This is a genomic window from bacterium (assembly GCA_035529855.1).
In the GTDB taxonomy this organism is placed as follows: domain Bacteria; phylum RBG-13-66-14; class B26-G2; order WVWN01; family WVWN01; genus WVWN01.
The window spans coordinates 1-16,432 of sequence record DATKVX010000104.1; the positions used below are offsets into that span (position 1 = coordinate 1).

A 16,432-nucleotide genomic window follows, 5' to 3' on the forward strand; every position below is an offset into this window, starting at 1 on the left:
CGCCAGTCGTCCTCGCCGCGGCCTACGCCGTACTCGTGTTCGAACAGGGCGCAGCTTTTGGGGCGCTGGCGGTAGCGGCCGTGCCAGCTCGAGACGTACTCCTGGCGCATCCGCTTGAGCGTGACGTCGACGACGCGGTCGACGCCCAGGCCGGGCTGGCCCCAGCGCAGGTTCTGGATGGTGTGGTCGATGCAGTTGTGGACCTTCTGGCCTATCCACGCCGGCAGCGTCGCGAGGTTCTTGAGGACGTAAATCTCGCGGGTGAGCGGCGGCGCGTTGGCGAGCCAGCCGTCCCAGAAGCCGTAATACTCGAAATAGTACTTGCGGGGGCACCGGCGCAGGACGCCGTGGCGCGACTTCGACCAGGAGAACTCGTTTTTCAGGCCGGCCATAACGTCAATATTGTAATAACCGCGCGCGTTGGGCGCAAGCCATTTCGCTCTTCGCTTTTTTTGGGGCCGCTCCGGCCGCCCTTCGGCGCCGCCCCCCCCCGCCCCGGGGGCGGCGCCGCCTAGAGCGGGCCTCCGCGGGCTCCGGGCGCCTTCTCGGCCGCGCGCCGGGCGCGGCGCGGCCTCCGGGGTCGCCCTCCGCAATTTTTAAGCCGCCCCTTGCGGGGCGGCGTATTAGACCCTAAGAAGGGCGCCCGCGAGGGCGCTTTTTAATTTAGGTTAAAGGTATTAATTAACCTCTTTCGGTTTCGCGTAGCTTACTTTCTAGTACGTCAATACGCTTAGCCCGAGGGTCCATTTTAGCGGATAGGCACAACGCTTGTTTTAACCCCGCGCCTACTCTTTTATACGTGTTTATTTTCAAAAGGCAAGCTTGAATAGCGAGCGATAATTCAAGACCTTCTTCGAAAGACAGATAGAAATCGATAACCTTACTACCGGGGGCAATAGTCTTGGGGCGGTGGTATTCATAACGGCCACCGCCGAAACTACGTTCCCTTTTCTTGGGTTCTTTTTTTGTTTTCGGCATCGAGTTACTCCTTTGCTCCGACAGGCCATTATGGCCACAACGCCGCGGCTAAATACTTTACATGGAGCGTTGTCTCGGTTATTCCCTACGACAATTGTCGCCCCGCCGGAACCCGGATCCCCCGCCGGCATTTGCCATAGCTTAGATTTCTATACTATGTATATAATTTAGGAAATCCTTAAAATATTCCGTTGCTCGGAAATACTTTTGGTTAGGGTCATCACTTACTAAGAATACGCTGGTTATTTCTAACAAAAAACCGAATCTCGTTAGGCGGTTGAGATAAGTAAGTACTTGGCTTTGAGTATAACGCCGTTTTAGAAAATCGGGTATAGAAGGTTCGTTATTCAAAAAACTGTATATAGTTTCGTCGCCGAAGTTATATTTTAACGACTTATCGTTAAAAAATTCTTGGAGCAAATATAAGATATTCATTTCGTCTTTCGACAAAGAATCTACGTTTTCTATGAATTCTTCCGCTTTATCCGGGTCTAAAGTACCTTCTTTCAAACTTACTTCTTTTAATAATCTCGCTAAATAGATTAATTTATTATTACGTATACCCCTTTGTACTTTGGCGTTAACTAAAAAGAATAAATCGCGGAATTCCATCGAGCTAAAAAATTCCTTGTTTATTTTATCGGATTCCTCTTTTTCTATTTCGTCTACTAGGAGGGATAGAAAAACGCATAATTTTTTAATGGTATGCCGCGTATAAATAGTTGTTACGGCGTTTAGATAACCGTGAACTATACATCCTATAAGAGGTATATTATTAATTACGACGCCTAGCTCCGGTATTTCGGAATATTTAATAGCTACCGGCAAGGCCTTTTTCCTAATAACATCGAATACGTCCGTATAATCTTCGGGCATAGTTTAAATACTACCTAACTTTAATATAATTTTAGTTTTAATCCTCATCCCCAAGCGGCAACTCTTGCTCCTTCTCGCGTTCCCTTTTTACCCGAGCCGCCTTCTTCAGCGTCTCGCTCGTGTCCGGGAGGTCCGGCCGCTTACCGGCGAAGTAATCCTCGACGGTGAATATCTGGACCTTGGGGTGGCTACGCTCGACGCCCGGCATCTGGAAGCGTCCCGCGCCCGTCAGGATTTATTGACCTTCTTCCGTCGTCAGGTTATCTGCCGCTCCCGGTTCAGCTGTCCCCGCGGTCTCGGCGTTTGTCGGTTTAGGTTCTATCCATATGACCCCGATGCCCGTCGCCCGTTTCGCTGGTATCGTCGGTTCTAAAGCTAGCGACATCGCTTTGTAGTCTTCGATCTTAACGTTGATTACAGCTGGGCATCCGGCTTTACGAGCTATTTTTTTGAGCTCTTTTATAACGGCGTCCATCTTTACCTGTACGATGGCGATGCGCGAAGTTTTCTCGGCCTGGAGGAATGCAACTTCTTTATAGGGTTGCGTGGGTGGTTCGGTCAGAAATATCTGGACATCGGCATTTTTATCTAATGGTTTAGGTTTCACGGCCGGGTCGATAAGCGTGAAATCCGAACCGGCGAACGCGTACGCCGCGGAAACCAAAATACCCAATAACAAAGCGTACTTCTTCATCTCGTGCCCTCCTCGGTCTACGCACCGTGCAGCCAGCAATATTTGCTGCTAAGTTTAACTTTCTTTTTTCAACGAGTTCCCTTTTTCGTAGTTACTTGGCATCGACTGCTCGAGCCGAATGTCGATAAAGAATACGATGCCGCGACTTTCGTACTCCCACCTACGATGTGTACCGAACACGGCGTATAACCTCGGGAGATAGCTTAGTACTCCCCTATATCAACGGCGCTCGCCGTAAGGCATCGGCAGCCACCCTGTGGTACTTCTTACCACTCTTTGTGACGAAGAACCCGCCGCCGTTACGCGGCGCCGCCGAGCTGACGGAAGTCCCCCGCGTTGCTTTTCTATACTTTGCTCACCTTTTCTATCAGACTACGATAACATAGTTCAGGCCGGGCGCGGACAAAAAAATTATTCACCGGTATTCTGCCCTTTTGTTTTGCCCTCGGGCCGCGATTATGTTATATATAAAACATAAAACGCGGGCGTAATTCAGGGGTAGAATGCAAGCTTCCCAAGCTTGATGCCGAGGGTTCGAATCCCTCCGCCCGCTCATTCTGGGCGTCGGCCGGCGCGGCCCGGCGCCCGTTTTATAAACTGCTATGAAGAAGTTCACCGGCGAATACGACGAGATACTGCGGGGCGCGCTGCTGTTGATATTGCTCGCGCTGCTCGTCTGGCGCTACCTGACCGCGGTGAGCGACGTGTTGACGCCGCTCTTCCTGGCGCTGCTCATCGTCGTCGTGGCGTTCGGGATGCGCATAAAGTGGGCGCGGGGCGTCGGCTACTTCGTCGCCGGCCTGGCGGTCGTCTGGTTCTTCTCGCTCATATGGAAGCTATTGTTCCCGTTCGTGGCCGCGTTCGTAATCGCGTACCTGTTGTCGCCCATCGTGGCGGCGCTCGACGAGCGCGGCGTTCCCCGCGGCCTCTCGGCCTTCGTCCTGATATTGCTCGCGCTGATGGCCGTCGCCGCGGCGCTCCTCATGATCGTGCCGCCCGTAATAGGCCAGATAACCAAGTTGGTGGCGTCGCTGAATAATTTGCCCGGGCAGATGGAGGCGTTTATAGAAAAAGCCAACAATTGGTTCTCGTCGCTGGAGGAATACGAACCGTCGCCGTACGCCAAGCCGATTATAGACAACCTCATCTTGCGCGCGCAGGACCTCTTCGCGGCGCTCTTCGAGCGGGCGCTCGCCTTCGTCACGTCGCTTTCCCGCCTCGCGACCCACATCGTCAACATCATCATAACGCCCATCATCACCTTCTACCTCCTCCGCGACATGCCGAAGATAAAGGGCTGGGTGAGGGAGCGCGTGCCGCGGCGCTTCCTCGACGAGGCCGTCGAAACGTACCAGGAAATCGACCGCGTCCTCGCCGGCTTCATCCGAGGCCAATTCATCGTCTCCGCGGTGGAGGCCTCGTTCGTCGCCGTAGGCCTTACCGTCATCGGCGTCGAGTACGCCCTCCTTTTGGGTATATTCGCGGGCTTCGCGAACATGGTCCCGTACGTCGGTACCTATATCGGCGCCCTCCCCGCGGTAATAGTCATACTGATGGGCCCGGACGTGGGAACGCGCCTCCTATGGGCGTTGCTGTTGTACGTCGTCGTAAATATATTCGACGGCCACATATTGGCGCCGCGGATAGTGGGGCGCCGCGTCGGCCTGCACCCCGTCGTCACCATGGTCGCGATGTTGGTGGGCGCGAAGTTCTTCGGCGTGGTGGGCTTTTTAGCCGCGGTTCCGGTAACGGCGACGTTGAAGATATTGGCCCGGAAGCTCGAGCGGCGTTACCTGGAGGGGCCTTATTACAAGCGGCCTCCCGAGGCCGAGGACGCCGGCGGCCCCCCGTAGCGGGGGGCTTTTTCGTAATGGCTTGATTGACATAGGACTTCAGTTTTCATACTATAGAATTTCGCGAGGCCACAGGTAATATGGACGACGCACTGCGAGGACTTATACGCGCGGATTTCGACCGGCTGCTGCACCGGGAGCGGTTGGACGTCTCGGCCGCGGTCGAGCGCCTGATATTGATCCAGACGGTCGAGGGCCACGCCCACAACGGCCACGGCGAGTTCAGGCCGCGCCGCTTCGTCGACATCACCACCGCCGACGTCGTCCGCGCGCTGCGGCTCGACACCGCGAAGGTCAAACGCGCGCGGCAGAAGTTGATAGACGACGTCTTCGGGTGGGCCGAGCGCGCCATAACCGGCGACGACGCGACGGCGCTGGCGGACGCCGACGGCAAGCCGCTGTTGTCCATCCCGTTCCTCGCCGATTTCGCGGTCGAGCCCGCGGCCGTCCTGCGCGGCATATACGTCGGCGGCATGCGCGACAACTCGGACGTGCGGGCCGCGGTGGAGGCCGATACCGGCATCACCATCGGCGGCGGCTCCTGCTACGTCGTGGATGCCGACGTCATGCGCGAGATGGGCCTCGACAGCGAGAAGTTGTCGCACGAACCGCACGAAGACGAGATCGAGGAGTTCCGCAAAAGCGGCCTGATCGTCGAGCTGCCGCCGGAGGAAGTAGACGACGACCGGTACCGGTACCTGTACATCCGCGACCGGGCCGGCCCCGGGCACTCGGACGACGCGGCCTTCGTGCTGTCGGGCGCGATTTGGGGCGTGGACTGTGCGTTGGGGGTCTTCCTGGCGGACGCCGTCGATACCCTCGAGAAATATTCGGAGAAGTACACCGACCAGGACGACGAGCTGAGCGCGGCCATCGCGGCCGGCGACGCCTACGAGCCGTCGTGGGAGCGCGACCTGAAGGACATAACGTTCCTTTCCGCCGTGCCCGATGACGACGACGACCTGGTGCCCGACTCGTCGCTGCGGTATTTCCTGCGGGTGGACGCGGACGCCAACCGGTGCGCCCTCCAGAACCACCTCGACTTCATCGCCGGCCGCCCCACCGTGCCGATGGTCCTGGGCTTCGACCGGGTCCTGAGCGTGAAGTTCTACCGGTGGGCGCGGGAGCGGCTGGTGGAGTATGAGGCGCGGCTCGAGGCGCCGGCGCGCGCCGCGACGACGCTGCGGTCCGTCGCCGGCGTCGTGGACCGGAGCTTCCTTACGGTGAACGTGAACGACCCGCCCGAGAAAGTGGTGGAGGCGTTCGCAAATTCGAGCGCTGAGGTGGCGGTGGTGGTGGACGACGACGGCGCGGTGGTGGGGACCGTTCGCGCCGCGGACCTGCTGCGGTTTTTATGGGGGCGGCGCGAGCGATGATCGCGCGCGACGAGCTCAGGCGCAACCGTCTCTTCCGCGAGTTCTCGGGCCAGGAACTCGACATGGTCCGCATCGTCGTCGACGAGGGGATGTACGACGACGGCCGGTTGGTCATCAAGGAGGGCGGCCCCGGCGAGCGGCTCTACCTCATAGCCGCCGGCAAGTGCTCCGTCACGACGCAAATATCCGGCGCCGGGACCGAGGAGATAAAACTCTTGGGAGAGGGCGATTTCTTCGGCGAGATGTCGCTCATCGAGGCCGCGCCGGTATCGGCCACGGTATACGCCCGCGGCAGCTGCCGCCTGTTGTGGCTCGAGCGCAAAGCGTTCGACCGCTTGATCGCCGAGGATATGCCGGTGGCCAATAAACTGCTCAAAGCGATAATATTAACCTTCTGCGAACGCGCCCGCGAGACGACGGCCAAGATCGAGGGCTATTATAAATTGAGCCAATTTTAAACTCGAGCAGTGGAAAGCCGCCTAAAAATACTGGCCGAGTGCAAACTCTTTAAGACGCTGCCGCCCCAGGCGTTGGAGATGGCGGCGGCGCGTTGTGAGGAAGGCGAGGCCGAAGCGGGCGAGGCCCTCGTCGTCGAGGGGAAGCCGGCCGACGGCCTTTACGTCGTCGTCGAAGGCAACGTCGACTACATAAAGCGGGTGGACGAGAAGCGGGGGTTGGTGCTGCTGCGGTGGCAGCCGGGAGACGTCGTCGGTTTGGACGCCGTGATGGACGGCAAGGAGCATTACGTTTCGGCCGTGGCCGCGACGCCGGTAAAGTACTTGCGGTTCTCGGCCGAAGATTTTTGGGCGGTGTGCGCCGCGGACCCGCTTTACGAGCACCGCGTGTTGAGGCAAACGCTGCTCATCCAGAGCGCCGGCCTTCGCCAGACGACGCTTCGCCTGCGCGAATTCCTGGCCAAGATAATCAAGTAGCCGGGCGCGGCGCGCGGCCGGGTCGGCGTCACTATGTATCGCGTTTACCTTGGCCCTCTTTAGGGCCAAGTCATTTATTAAGATTTTACCGGGCGACGGGCGGCGGCGCACGCGCGTCGTCGCGGCCGGCCCGGGCGCCGTTAAAGCCGAGATGAAGTCGACCGAGAAAAAAAACGGCGGCGAAAGCGAAGGGCTCGAGCCGACGCGCCGGCTGCGCACCGCGGCGAGAAAACCCGCCGGGCGCGACTATGCCGAGGCGATACTCGTCGCCGTGGTCGTCGCGTTCGTGCTGCGCGCTTTCGTCGTTCAGGCCTTCAAGATACCTTCGGGTTCCATGAAACGAACCCTCCTGGTAGGCGACTACGTAGTGGTGGAGAAGGTGAGCTACCGCTTCCGGGCGCCGGCCCGCGGCGACGTCGTCGTCTTCAAGTATCCCCACCAGGACAACGAGATGACGGTAGGCAAGTGGTTTCGCGAGACGTACGAGCTCGTCGTCCACCGCCGCCGCGTCCCGCGGCGCGACTACGTGAAGCGCGTAATCGGCGTTCCGGGCGACGTCGTGATGGGGAAGAGGGCCTACGTATACGTTAACGGTCAACCGCTGCGCGAGCCGTACCAGTACGACGCGGCGTCCTACGAGTTCGGGCCGTTCAAGGTCCCGCCGGACGCGTACTTCGTGATGGGCGACAACCGCGCCGAGAGCCGCGACGGCCGGCACTGGGGTTTCGTGCCGCGCGACCTCATAAAGGGTCGGACCGCGCTCGTGTATTGGTCGTGGTGCCCGGACTACTGCCCCAAGCACCGCGCGCACGTCTCGCGCCTTTTCCGAACGCGGCTCGCCGGGACCGAAGGGGGCGAGGAGCCGACGAGGCCGGAGTACATCTGCGACGCCGGCGGCGAGATTTTAATTGACGGCGAGGACGTCCGCCTAACGAAGTGGTACGAGTTCTGGCGCCACGTGCGGTGGGGAAGAGTGTTATCGGCGGTGGAGTGAGTTCGGCGCGGGAAGTTTTTTACGCGCGGGTCGTAGGCGTTGGGCAAAGAATTTAGAAACCTTTGGCCTGTTTTAATGTCGTTGGCGGTCGCGGCCTCGCCGGCCGGCGCCACCGTCCTCCAAGACCCCGACGAGGGCGAAGTCGGCGATTTTTTTAAGTATTTCGGGGGCCCCGGCGACGAGGAGTTTTCTTTGGAGGGAGAGGAGGCCGCGGCGTGGGTGGCGAAGGTCCGGGCGGAACGCGGCCTTACGGCGCCGCTGGAGGCCGTGACGGCGGGCGAGGCGCGCGCCGAGCTGGAGGAGCCGCCGCTAGCGCCGGACGAAGTGCGCTTCGTGGTGGACGAAGAGGCGGGGTGGATAGAATACCTGGTCAAGGAGGACACCGTGTCGCTGTACCGCGACGCGCGCGTGTCGTACGGCGAAACGACGCTGACCGCGGACCGGGTGCGGTTCTTCTCGGGCCGCGACCTCGTCGTCGCGGAGGGGTACTGCGAGCTGGCCGACCCCACCCAGACCATGCTCGGCGTGCGGATGTCGTACGACCTCGAGACCGGGAAAGGCGTCATATTGCGGGGCGACGCCGATTCGGCCCAGGGCTACTACCGCGGCCGGCGCATAAAGAAGATCGAGGAGAAGACCATCGCGGCGCAGCGCGGCTCGTTCACCACCTGCGACCTGGGCCAGCCGCACTACCGCTTCTGGTCGCCCAAACTCAAAATCTACGTGGAGGACAAGGTGGTGGCGCGGCCCGCGGTCCTCTTCATGGGCGAGGTCCCGGTGGCGGCGGCGCCTTTTTATTTCTTCTCCCTCCGCAAAGACCGCCACTCCGGCTTTCTGTCGCCGTACATCCGTTACAGGCGGCAAGGCCAGTTCGTCGTCAACAACGGCTTCTACTGGGTGATAAACGACTTCTCGGACGCGACCTTCCTCCTCGATTACGAAGCCAAGAAGGGTTGGCGCAAGGGCGCGAACCTGGTGTACCTCTACGGCAGCCGCTCCACCGTCAACAACTTCTACGCCAGCCAAATGCGCCAGCGCGATACGGCGACCGAGTGGTGGAAGATATATTCCTCCCACCGCCAGGACTTCACCGACGACGCCGCGGCGCTGCTGCGCCTCGACCTTCGCAACAGCACCGCGTACGACGACTACTTCGACGAAGATTTCGAGGTCCGGACCGAACAGAACCTCGAGTCGTTCGCCAACGTCTCGCAGAACTGGACCGACTATCAGCTCTCGCTTGACGCGCGCTTCACCAAACAGAAGACCGAGGAGGGCGGCGGCTCGCCGCAGCCGATGACGCTCTTCGCCGTGCCGCCCCATGAGACCGAGCCGTACGGCGGCACCATCCAGCGGACGAGGGACCCTTTCCCCCGCGTAAACTTCTACGCCACGCGGAAAGAGCTGGCCGAGACGCGTTTCTACTACCAGTACAACGCTGGCTGGGTGAACTACTACGACTTCGAGGAGGCGGGCTCGGTTCTCAAGGAGGGCTCGGCGGACCTCTCGACGTCGCGGCCGCTGACGCTCTTCCGCTACTTGAGGTTGGACCCCGGGGCCGCCGGCCACGGCTACTGGTACGACCGCGACAAGTTCGGCCGGAACAGTCGCTTCCTCGGCACGTGGGACACCACGGTCAGCGCCTCGACCAAGGTCTACGGCATCTTCGAGCGCGGCGACACCGTCTTCCGCCACATCGTCAACCCCGCCGTTACGCACAGTTACCGGCCCGATATTGACCAGTCGTGGATGGTCACCGGCGGCGCGGTCTACCCCGAGCAGAGCATGCTCTCGCTCGCGCTGCGGCAATCGTTCGACATCAAGTTCCCCGAAGAGGAGGAGGCGGAAGAGGGGGCGGAGGAGGCCGGCGCCGAGGGCCCGGCGCGTTCGTGGGAGGACGTGTACCGGCCCAAACGCGGCGGCCTGGAGCGCCCGCGCGGCGAGTCCATCCCGCGGCTGCGCAAGGCGGGGGCGTTGGGGAAGGTGGTCAACCTCGCGACGTGGGACGCCACCACCGCCTATAACCTGGGGCCGCTCAGTTACCCGGGCGAGCGGCCGCTCAGCAACCTCGTCAACGCCGTAGAGATTACGCCCAACTTCCGCGATTGGTATTTCCTGTCGCACCGGCTCCAGCTCACCAACGATATGTACGACTTCTCGCTCCTCGGCCTCGACGCTACGACGACGGTATCGTTTACGACCGGGCCGTTGGCGCGGGAGGAAGGCGGGCTCGACCAGTCGTGGCGCGAGGCCACGGACCCCTACGGGAAACCGCGCGTCCCGGAGGACGAGGACCTCGACCCCAACGTCTACAACATCGACACCATCACCGGCCGGCGCTACGAGGCCGGCGAGGGAATGGGCCGGGGTTGGAACTTCTCGTTCACTCACGACTACAGCTGGTCCGAAGGGGGCTTCGACCTCCACACGTTGAAGGGCGCCGTCTCCTTCGACCTCACCAAGAAGTGGCGCTTGGGCTACGACGCGTACTACGATATTGCGGAGGGGCGCCTCATCAGCGAGCACTACCGCGTCTATCGCAACCTTCACCGCTGGGAGGCCGAGTTTCGAATAGTCTCCGAGAAGGAACAATTCGAATACTGGTTCCAGGTTCGGTTGATAGACATCCCGGAGATAGAATTCTATACGACGCAGACGCGGACGTTCTGAGAACGGCCGAAACGCCGTAAAAAAACCTTGACTTTCTAGAATAGTGTGTTATATATACGGCTAAATACGCCGAGAGGAAGTATCTATGATTACGAACTATAAATTGGCATACCACCCGGAACTCCTTCCGCGGACAACGCGGGAGGGTAATATCTTTTGCGGGTGGGTTACTGTGCCTACTGCCCGGTGGCGAGGTGTAATTCTTTGAGATTAAATTATTTACGCTCAACGGTTACGCCGACCCACCGACCGAAATCGGTGGGTTTTCGATTTTATTTTTTAACGGCAACGACTCCGTTATGGAGATAGGATGATATGAGCGGCAAAAAGACAGCGTTAACGCGAGGTCCGAAAGGAGGGTCGGAGATGGCGACCGGGACGTACGAACGCGTCGAACTCGAGCGCGAATTGGACGGATTTCTGGCAGAGGCCATGAACGACGGCAGGCCGGCCCTGAAGGTGGAAGGGTTGACGAAACGCTTCCCGCGGTCGGAGGGTAAGCGCCGCGGCTTCTGGCGCCGGCGGCCCAAGTTCGACGCGCTCGCCGCGGTGACGTTCGCCGTCGAGAAGGGCGAGATCTTCGGCCTCATCGGCATGAACGGCTCCGGCAAGTCGACGCTTATTCGGATAATATCGACGCTGCTCGCTCCGGACGAAGGTCAGGTCGAGGTATTCGGCCTGAACGTGGAGAAGGACCCGGGCCGGGTGCGCGAGCTCATTAACCGCGTCGCGGTGGACGCGGCGTTCTTCAAAGTCCTCTCCGGCTCGGAGAACCTGCGCTACGCCGCCCGCCTCTACGGCCTGAGCCCCCGGCTGGCGCGCGAGCGCTACGACGGCCTGCTCAAGCGCATCGGCTTCGACCCCAAGCGCCTCCGCGACCAGATAAAGAGCCTGTCGCGGGGCGAACGGCAGAAGGTGGCGGCCACGCGCGCGCTGATGTCGGCGCCGGCGCTGCTGTTGTTGGACGAGCCGACGACGGGCCTCGACCCGCGCTCCAAGCGCGAGGTGCAGCGCGTCATCCGCGAGATGCGGGACGAGGAGGGGACGACGGTCCTCTTGACCACCCACGATATGGAGGAGGCCGAACGCCTCTGCGACCGCGTCGGCATACTCCACGAAGGGCGTATAATTACCATCGGGACGCCGGCGGAGTTGACGGCGCGCGCCGGGGGAGCGGGCGAGACGTTGGAGGACGCCTTCTTGAAATTCACCGGCGCCGAGTGGCTCGGCGACGAAAACGGCGGCTAGCGAGCGCCGACGGGAGCGGAACGACATGACCATCAAAGCGAGAGCCTTACGCGAATTCTGGTGCAGCATCGGCTTCGCCGAGCGCAACTTCATGTTGGTGAAGCGCTACGCCGGCTGGGAGGCGGTGTTCCTCACCTACACCGTCGTGAGCGCGTTGACCATCGGCCTCATCGGCGTCGGGACCGGCGACACCCGGCTCGTCATGTTCCTGGTGATAGGCGCGGTCCTGTGGGGTTACCTCTCCATCCTCTTCCACGAGGTCAGCGAGTGCATCGCCTGGGAGCGGTGGGAGGGGACGCTGGAGTACACGTTTATGGCCCCGGTGAAGCGGTTCACGCAGCTGATGGGCAACGCCCTCTACGCCATAACGTACGGCCTGGTGCGCGCCGCGGTGCAGCTTCTGGTGTGCGCGCTGTTCTTCGGCATTAGCCTGGCGGGCGCCAACTTCCTGACGGCGGCGGTGGTGCTCGTCGTCTCGAGCCTGCCGTTCCTGGGATTGGGGCTCGCGTGCGCGGTCCTGCCGCTGCTTTCGCGGGAGCGCGGCTCGCAGGCCACCCACATCTTCCAGGCGCTCATCCTGCTGGTGTCCGGCGTCTACTACGACGTGAGCGTGCTGCCGTCGTGGCTGCAGCCGTTCTCGGTGGTCTCGCCGGCGACGTACACGCTGCGGGCGATGCGCGCCGCCGTCCTGGACGGCGTGGGCCTGGCCGACGTCGGCGGCGACCTCCTCATACTCGTAATTTCGGGCGTGGTCCTGATACCGCTCGGCTTCGCGTGCTTCGTGCTGGGCGAGCGGTGGGCCAAGAAGACCGGCAAGCTCAAGATCGACGGGTAAACATGTAGGGGCCGAGCTTTAGCTCGGCCCGAACCAAAAGTAATAGGCGGCTCCGCTCGGGGCCGCCTTTTCTTTTCAATACCGCCGTCGCCGTGGCTAGTAGATTCCGTACGTCAAACCGAGCGATATCGCGACGAACTGGTCGTCGTACGTTTTGTATACCGGCGTGTCGATTGCGCTTTTGGGAGCGGACCGCCGCGAGCGGTTGAAGAGGCGCGAGGCGCTTACGTCGGCGTCGGGCCCCGGTCGCACTTGCGGCCCGGGGGCCGCTGTGTTATCTTTCGGCGATGCAAAGGAAGGTTATATGAGAAAAGTAATTTTTTCCGCCCTGGCGGCGGCCGCGTTGGGGGCGGCGTCGTTCGGCGCCGAAGAGGAGCTCGAGCTGGCGACGGCCTCGCTCGACGAAATGGTCGCCGCGGCCCGGGGCGCGTACCGCGCCGGCGACGAGGAGCGCTACCGGGAGCTGGTCGAGGCCGCGTCGGCCAAGTTCGCGCCGGCGGACGTATACTTCGCCCTCGGCGATGTCTTCCTGGAGGGCGAGGAGCCGGACTACGGGATGGCGGTGGCGGCGTACGAGGAAGCGCTGCGTAAAGTCGAACCCTCGGAGCGGCTCGAGTATCCGGGCGTCTTCTACAATATGGCGTGCTCGTACGCGCGCCTGGGCGACGCCGGGAAATCGCTCGACTGCCTGCGGGCCAGCCTGGACGCGGAGCCGCTTTTCGCGCGCTATGCCCGCAACGACGAGGACCTGGCGCCATTACAGGATGACGAGGCGTTCCGGGACTTGCTCGCCCGCGCCGAGGAGAAAGCGGCCGAAGAAGAGCTGGCGAACATGACGGTCAAGCCGGGGCAGGCCGCGCCCGATTTCACGCTGACCGATATCTACGGCCGGGAATACCGGCTGGCGGATTTTAAGGGCAAACCGGTGGTACTGAATATCTGGGCGACGTGGTGCCCGCCGTGCCAATACGAAATACCGGACATAATAGCGTTCGCCCGCGACCACGCCGACGACGTCGCGGTATTGAGCATATCGGTGGACGAGGCCGGCGCGGACGTCGCGGCCTTCGCCGAGCAGTACGGCATTAACTACCCGGTGCTGCTCGACGACGGCGAGGCCGCCGATAATTATATTGGCGCGAACCCCGGGATTCCCCAGACCTATTTCGTCGACGATAAGGGCGTCGTGCGGGGTCATATTTACGGCGCCGCCGAACGCGACCTCTTCGAAGAACGATTCGAACGGCTTGTCTCGAGCGAAGGTGAGTAGGGACCGGTACGGTTTCGTCGCCGCGGCGGCCGTCGTCGCGGCGTTGGCGTGCGGCGGTAAACCGCCGGCGACCGCGGACGTCGTACCTTTCGAGAACAGGGCGTGGGGAATTAAGTTGGAGTATCCCGGCGAGTGGGAGGCGCGGGCCGGCCGGGGCGTCGAGCCGTTAATCCTGGAGGTGCGGGCGCCGGGGGCCAAGGAGACAGTCGGCGCCGGCCTCAGCGTCGTGGGCGCGTGGTCCGCGGCGCCGCTCGAGGTCGTGGCTTCGGACTTCGAGCGTGAGGTTGCCGCGGCCGGCGAAGTATGGGCGTCGGACGTCGCGATAGGCGGCCGGCCGGCCAGGGCTTTTGAGTATTACGCCAAGCGCGGCGGCGAGCGCGTGTGGACGCGGGCCGTCGTCGCCCGCGGCGACGAGCGCTACTATTTCATCACTTTCGCGGCATACGAGCCGCAGCGCGAGACCGCGCGCCCCTACTTCGACGCCATCGAGCGGTCCGTAGAAATTCGGTGAACGTTACCGAAACTCGGGGCGGATACGGGGCTTATCCGCTTGTGGCCGCGAGCGATAATTGATAGGATAAATCCGGCCCGAGGATTTCGCGGTCGAATAGGAAGCGTTTAATACGAAACGGAGGCGCGGGATGAAATTTAAATGGTACGGACACTCGGCTTTCGGCATCACCACCGCCGACGGCGTGCATATTTGCACCGACCCGTACGTTCCGGGCTCGTACGACGGCGCCATCGGCTACGGCGCCATCGGCGACGCGTGCGACGTCGTGTTGCAGTCCCACGACCACGATGACCACGCCGGCGCGGGCGAACTTACGGGTACGCCCGTCGTGATCCGGGGCCCGGGCGAGCACAAGGCCAAGGGGATAACGTTCGTCGGGACGCATACCTACCACGACGAGAGCCGGGGGAGCGAACGTGGCGAGAACACCGTCTTCACGTTCGAGGCGGACGGTATCAAAGTCGCTTTTCTGGGCGACCTGGGCCACGTGCTCACCGACGAGCAGCTCGAGGTCATCGGACCGGTGGACGTTCTCCTCACGCCGGTGGGCGGCTTCTTCACCATCGACGCCGCGGCGGCGACCAAGGTGGCCGAGCAACTTCAGGCCAAAGTCGTTATCCCGATGCACTACAAGACGGACGCCTGCGGCTTCCCGCTGGCGACGGTGGACGACTTCGTGGCCGGGAAGGCGAACGTGGAGCGCGCCGGCGCCGCGGAGGTCGAGATAACGGCGGCGGACATGGCGAACCCGCGCGTTATCGTTTTGGATTACGTAAAATAGAAGAGGGCAACCGCAAGCGTAACGACGCCGGCCGCGGCCGCGCCCGGGCCGGCACCGTGCCGAAGGGGACGATATGCGCGAGATAACCGTTGACGAGATCGCCGAAAAAGTCAAGGATTTGTGCATCGACGCCGGGTATAACCTGCCCGCCGATACGGTCCGGGCGCTCAAGGATTCCCGCGAGAAGGAGGAGTCGCCGGTAGGAAAGCAGATCCTATCGTCGCTTCTGGAGAACGCCGAAATCGCGGCCCGGGGCGAGTACCCGCTGTGCCAGGATTGCGGCTTCGCCGTCTTCATCGTCGAGCTGGGCAACGACGTCCACGTGACCGGCGGGTCCCTGCGCGACGCCGTCGACGAGGGGACGCGCCGGGGCTACACCGACGGCTACTTGCGGAAGTCCATCGTCGTCCACCCCGTCGCCGGCAAGAACACCGGCGACAATACGCCCGCCGTAATCCACATAATCCCGACGGAGGGCGACAAGCTCGTCATCCACCTCGCGCCCAAGGGCGGCGGCTCCGAGAACATGAGCCGCATCAAGATGATGAAGCCCGCGGACGGCCGCGACGGCATAATCGACTTCGTCGTCGAGGCGGTGCGCGAGGCCGGCCCGAACCCCTGCCCGCCCATCGTCGTCGGCGTCGGCATCGGCGGGACCTTCGAGTACTGCGCGTTCCTCGCCAAGAAGGCGCTCTTCAGGCCGCTGGGTCAGCCGGCGGAGGACGTCTGGAACGCGGAGCTTGAGAAGGAATTGCTCGAGCGCGTCAACAAGCTCGGCATCGGCCCGATGGGTTACGGCGGCTCGACGACGGCCTTGGCGGTCCACGTGGAATCCTTCGGCCGCCACATCGCCTCCTTCCCGGCGGCGGTCAACATCAACTGCCACTCGGCCCGGCATAAGACGGTGGAGGTCTAGAGCTTTTATAGGTTTCGTAGGGCCTGGCCTTTAGGTCTGGCCGCCGTACTTCATATTAATAAGTAATTTATTGCGGCCGCACCTGAAGGTACGGCCCTACGGGTTTAGCGTTGGAAAGCAAAGCGGCTCCGGAAGGGGCTGCTTTTTCAACGTGGTTTGACAAGGGGCTTAAGCCCCTTGTCCGCGGCATCGCCGGGCGTCCGGTTTTCAAGGTGGCCGCACCTGAAGGTACGGCCCTACGAAGTACGGCCGAAATCAACTCCCACTCGGCGCGGCATAAGACGGTAACGATATAGGATGTTTACTCGGGGCGCACCGCCGTCCAGTTTCGGATATGGCGGAAGCGGCGGCCTTAAAGGCCGCCGCTTCTTTTATCCCCCTTAGCGTAGTAAGCCCCTTGTCTTACGCCGTCGCCGGTTTCTTCCCCCGCAAAAAATCTATCATACCCGGCGTCGCCAGCGGCACGACGTCGCCGACCATGTGCGGCATCAGGTT

18 protein-coding genes and 1 tRNA gene are annotated in these 16,432 nt (G+C 61.7%); 13 read left to right on the plus strand and 6 right to left on the minus strand.

Annotated features, from left to right (window positions below; translation table 11 throughout):
- The 5 genes from VMX79_10780 to VMX79_10800 all read right to left on the minus strand — a co-directional run.
- The coding region (locus tag VMX79_10780) for a PD-(D/E)XK nuclease family protein (GenBank protein ID HUV87581.1) at positions 1-392 on the minus strand (392 nt) is incomplete at its 3' end.
- 289 nt (positions 393-681) lie between these two features.
- Positions 682-978 carry a hypothetical protein gene (locus VMX79_10785; protein HUV87582.1) on the minus strand — a complete coding sequence of 99 codons (297 nt, stop codon included), beginning with the start codon at positions 976-978 and terminating at the stop codon, positions 682-684.
- A 141-nt stretch (positions 979-1,119) separates the two neighbouring features.
- Positions 1,120-1,854, minus strand: a complete 735-nt coding sequence (locus tag VMX79_10790) for a hypothetical protein (GenBank protein HUV87583.1) — start codon at positions 1,852-1,854, stop codon at positions 1,120-1,122.
- Positions 1,855-1,891: 37 nt separating this feature from the next.
- Positions 1,892-2,062 carry a hypothetical protein gene (locus VMX79_10795; GenBank protein ID HUV87584.1) on the minus strand — a complete coding sequence of 57 codons (171 nt, stop codon included), beginning with the start codon at positions 2,060-2,062 and terminating at the stop codon, positions 1,892-1,894.
- 27 nt (positions 2,063-2,089) lie between these two features.
- On the minus strand, positions 2,090-2,548 hold the full coding sequence (locus tag VMX79_10800; GenBank protein ID HUV87585.1) for a hypothetical protein: 459 nt from the start codon (positions 2,546-2,548) through the stop codon (positions 2,090-2,092).
- 481 nt (positions 2,549-3,029) lie between these two features.
- Between VMX79_10800 and VMX79_10805 the strand changes: the two genes are divergently transcribed.
- The 9 genes from VMX79_10805 (at position 3,030) to VMX79_10845 (ending at position 12,456) form a co-directional block, all read left to right on the plus strand.
- Positions 3,030-3,101: transfer RNA gene (locus VMX79_10805), tRNA-Gly, on the plus strand.
- Between the two features lie 49 nt (positions 3,102-3,150).
- The gene (locus tag VMX79_10810; GenBank protein ID HUV87586.1) at positions 3,151-4,401 is read left to right on the plus strand and encodes an AI-2E family transporter; all 1,251 of its coding nucleotides are present in this window, start codon (positions 3,151-3,153) and stop codon (positions 4,399-4,401) included.
- A gap of 80 nt (positions 4,402-4,481) precedes the next feature.
- Complete coding sequence (locus tag VMX79_10815) at positions 4,482-5,777, plus strand: CBS domain-containing protein (protein HUV87587.1); 1,296 nt, start codon at positions 4,482-4,484, stop codon at positions 5,775-5,777.
- Positions 5,774-6,235 (plus strand): cyclic nucleotide-binding domain-containing protein, encoded by a 462-nt coding sequence (locus VMX79_10820; GenBank protein ID HUV87588.1) that lies wholly within the window; start codon positions 5,774-5,776, stop codon positions 6,233-6,235. The genes VMX79_10815 and VMX79_10820 overlap by 4 nt, the downstream gene beginning before the upstream one ends.
- Before the next feature lie 9 nt (positions 6,236-6,244).
- Entirely contained in the window at positions 6,245-6,709 is a 465-nt protein-coding gene (locus VMX79_10825) for a cyclic nucleotide-binding domain-containing protein (GenBank protein ID HUV87589.1), read from the plus strand.
- Between the two features lie 49 nt (positions 6,710-6,758).
- A complete protein-coding gene (lepB, locus tag VMX79_10830) occupies positions 6,759-7,703 on the plus strand; it encodes a signal peptidase I (protein ID HUV87590.1) in 945 nt (314 codons plus the stop codon).
- A 39-nt stretch (positions 7,704-7,742) separates the two neighbouring features.
- Positions 7,743-10,373, plus strand: a complete 2,631-nt coding sequence (locus VMX79_10835) for a putative LPS assembly protein LptD (protein ID HUV87591.1) — start codon at positions 7,743-7,745, stop codon at positions 10,371-10,373.
- Positions 10,374-10,739: 366 nt separating this feature from the next.
- Positions 10,740-11,621: an ABC transporter ATP-binding protein gene (locus VMX79_10840; GenBank protein ID HUV87592.1), complete on the plus strand. Its 882-nt coding sequence runs from the start codon at positions 10,740-10,742 to the stop codon at positions 11,619-11,621.
- 25 nt (positions 11,622-11,646) lie between these two features.
- Positions 11,647-12,456 carry an ABC transporter permease gene (locus tag VMX79_10845; protein ID HUV87593.1) on the plus strand — a complete coding sequence of 270 codons (810 nt, stop codon included), beginning with the start codon at positions 11,647-11,649 and terminating at the stop codon, positions 12,454-12,456.
- Between the two features lie 96 nt (positions 12,457-12,552).
- Here VMX79_10845 and VMX79_10850 read toward each other — a convergent pair whose 3' ends face one another.
- On the minus strand, positions 12,553-12,708 hold the full coding sequence (locus VMX79_10850) for a hypothetical protein (protein HUV87594.1): 156 nt from the start codon (positions 12,706-12,708) through the stop codon (positions 12,553-12,555).
- A gap of 52 nt (positions 12,709-12,760) precedes the next feature.
- Between VMX79_10850 and VMX79_10855 the strand changes: the two genes are divergently transcribed.
- The 4 genes from VMX79_10855 (at position 12,761) to VMX79_10870 (ending at position 15,937) form a co-directional block, all read left to right on the plus strand.
- Entirely contained in the window at positions 12,761-13,726 is a 966-nt protein-coding gene (locus VMX79_10855) for a redoxin domain-containing protein (protein ID HUV87595.1), read from the plus strand.
- The gene (locus tag VMX79_10860) at positions 13,704-14,237 is read left to right on the plus strand and encodes a hypothetical protein (GenBank protein ID HUV87596.1); all 534 of its coding nucleotides are present in this window, start codon (positions 13,704-13,706) and stop codon (positions 14,235-14,237) included. Before VMX79_10855 ends, VMX79_10860 begins: the two co-directional genes overlap by 23 nt.
- Positions 14,238-14,367: 130 nt before the next feature.
- Positions 14,368-15,021: an MBL fold metallo-hydrolase gene (locus VMX79_10865; GenBank protein ID HUV87597.1), complete on the plus strand. Its 654-nt coding sequence runs from the start codon at positions 14,368-14,370 to the stop codon at positions 15,019-15,021.
- 73 nt (positions 15,022-15,094) lie between these two features.
- Complete coding sequence (locus VMX79_10870) at positions 15,095-15,937, plus strand: fumarate hydratase (GenBank protein ID HUV87598.1); 843 nt, start codon at positions 15,095-15,097, stop codon at positions 15,935-15,937.
- Positions 15,938-16,432: the final 495 nt, after the last annotated feature.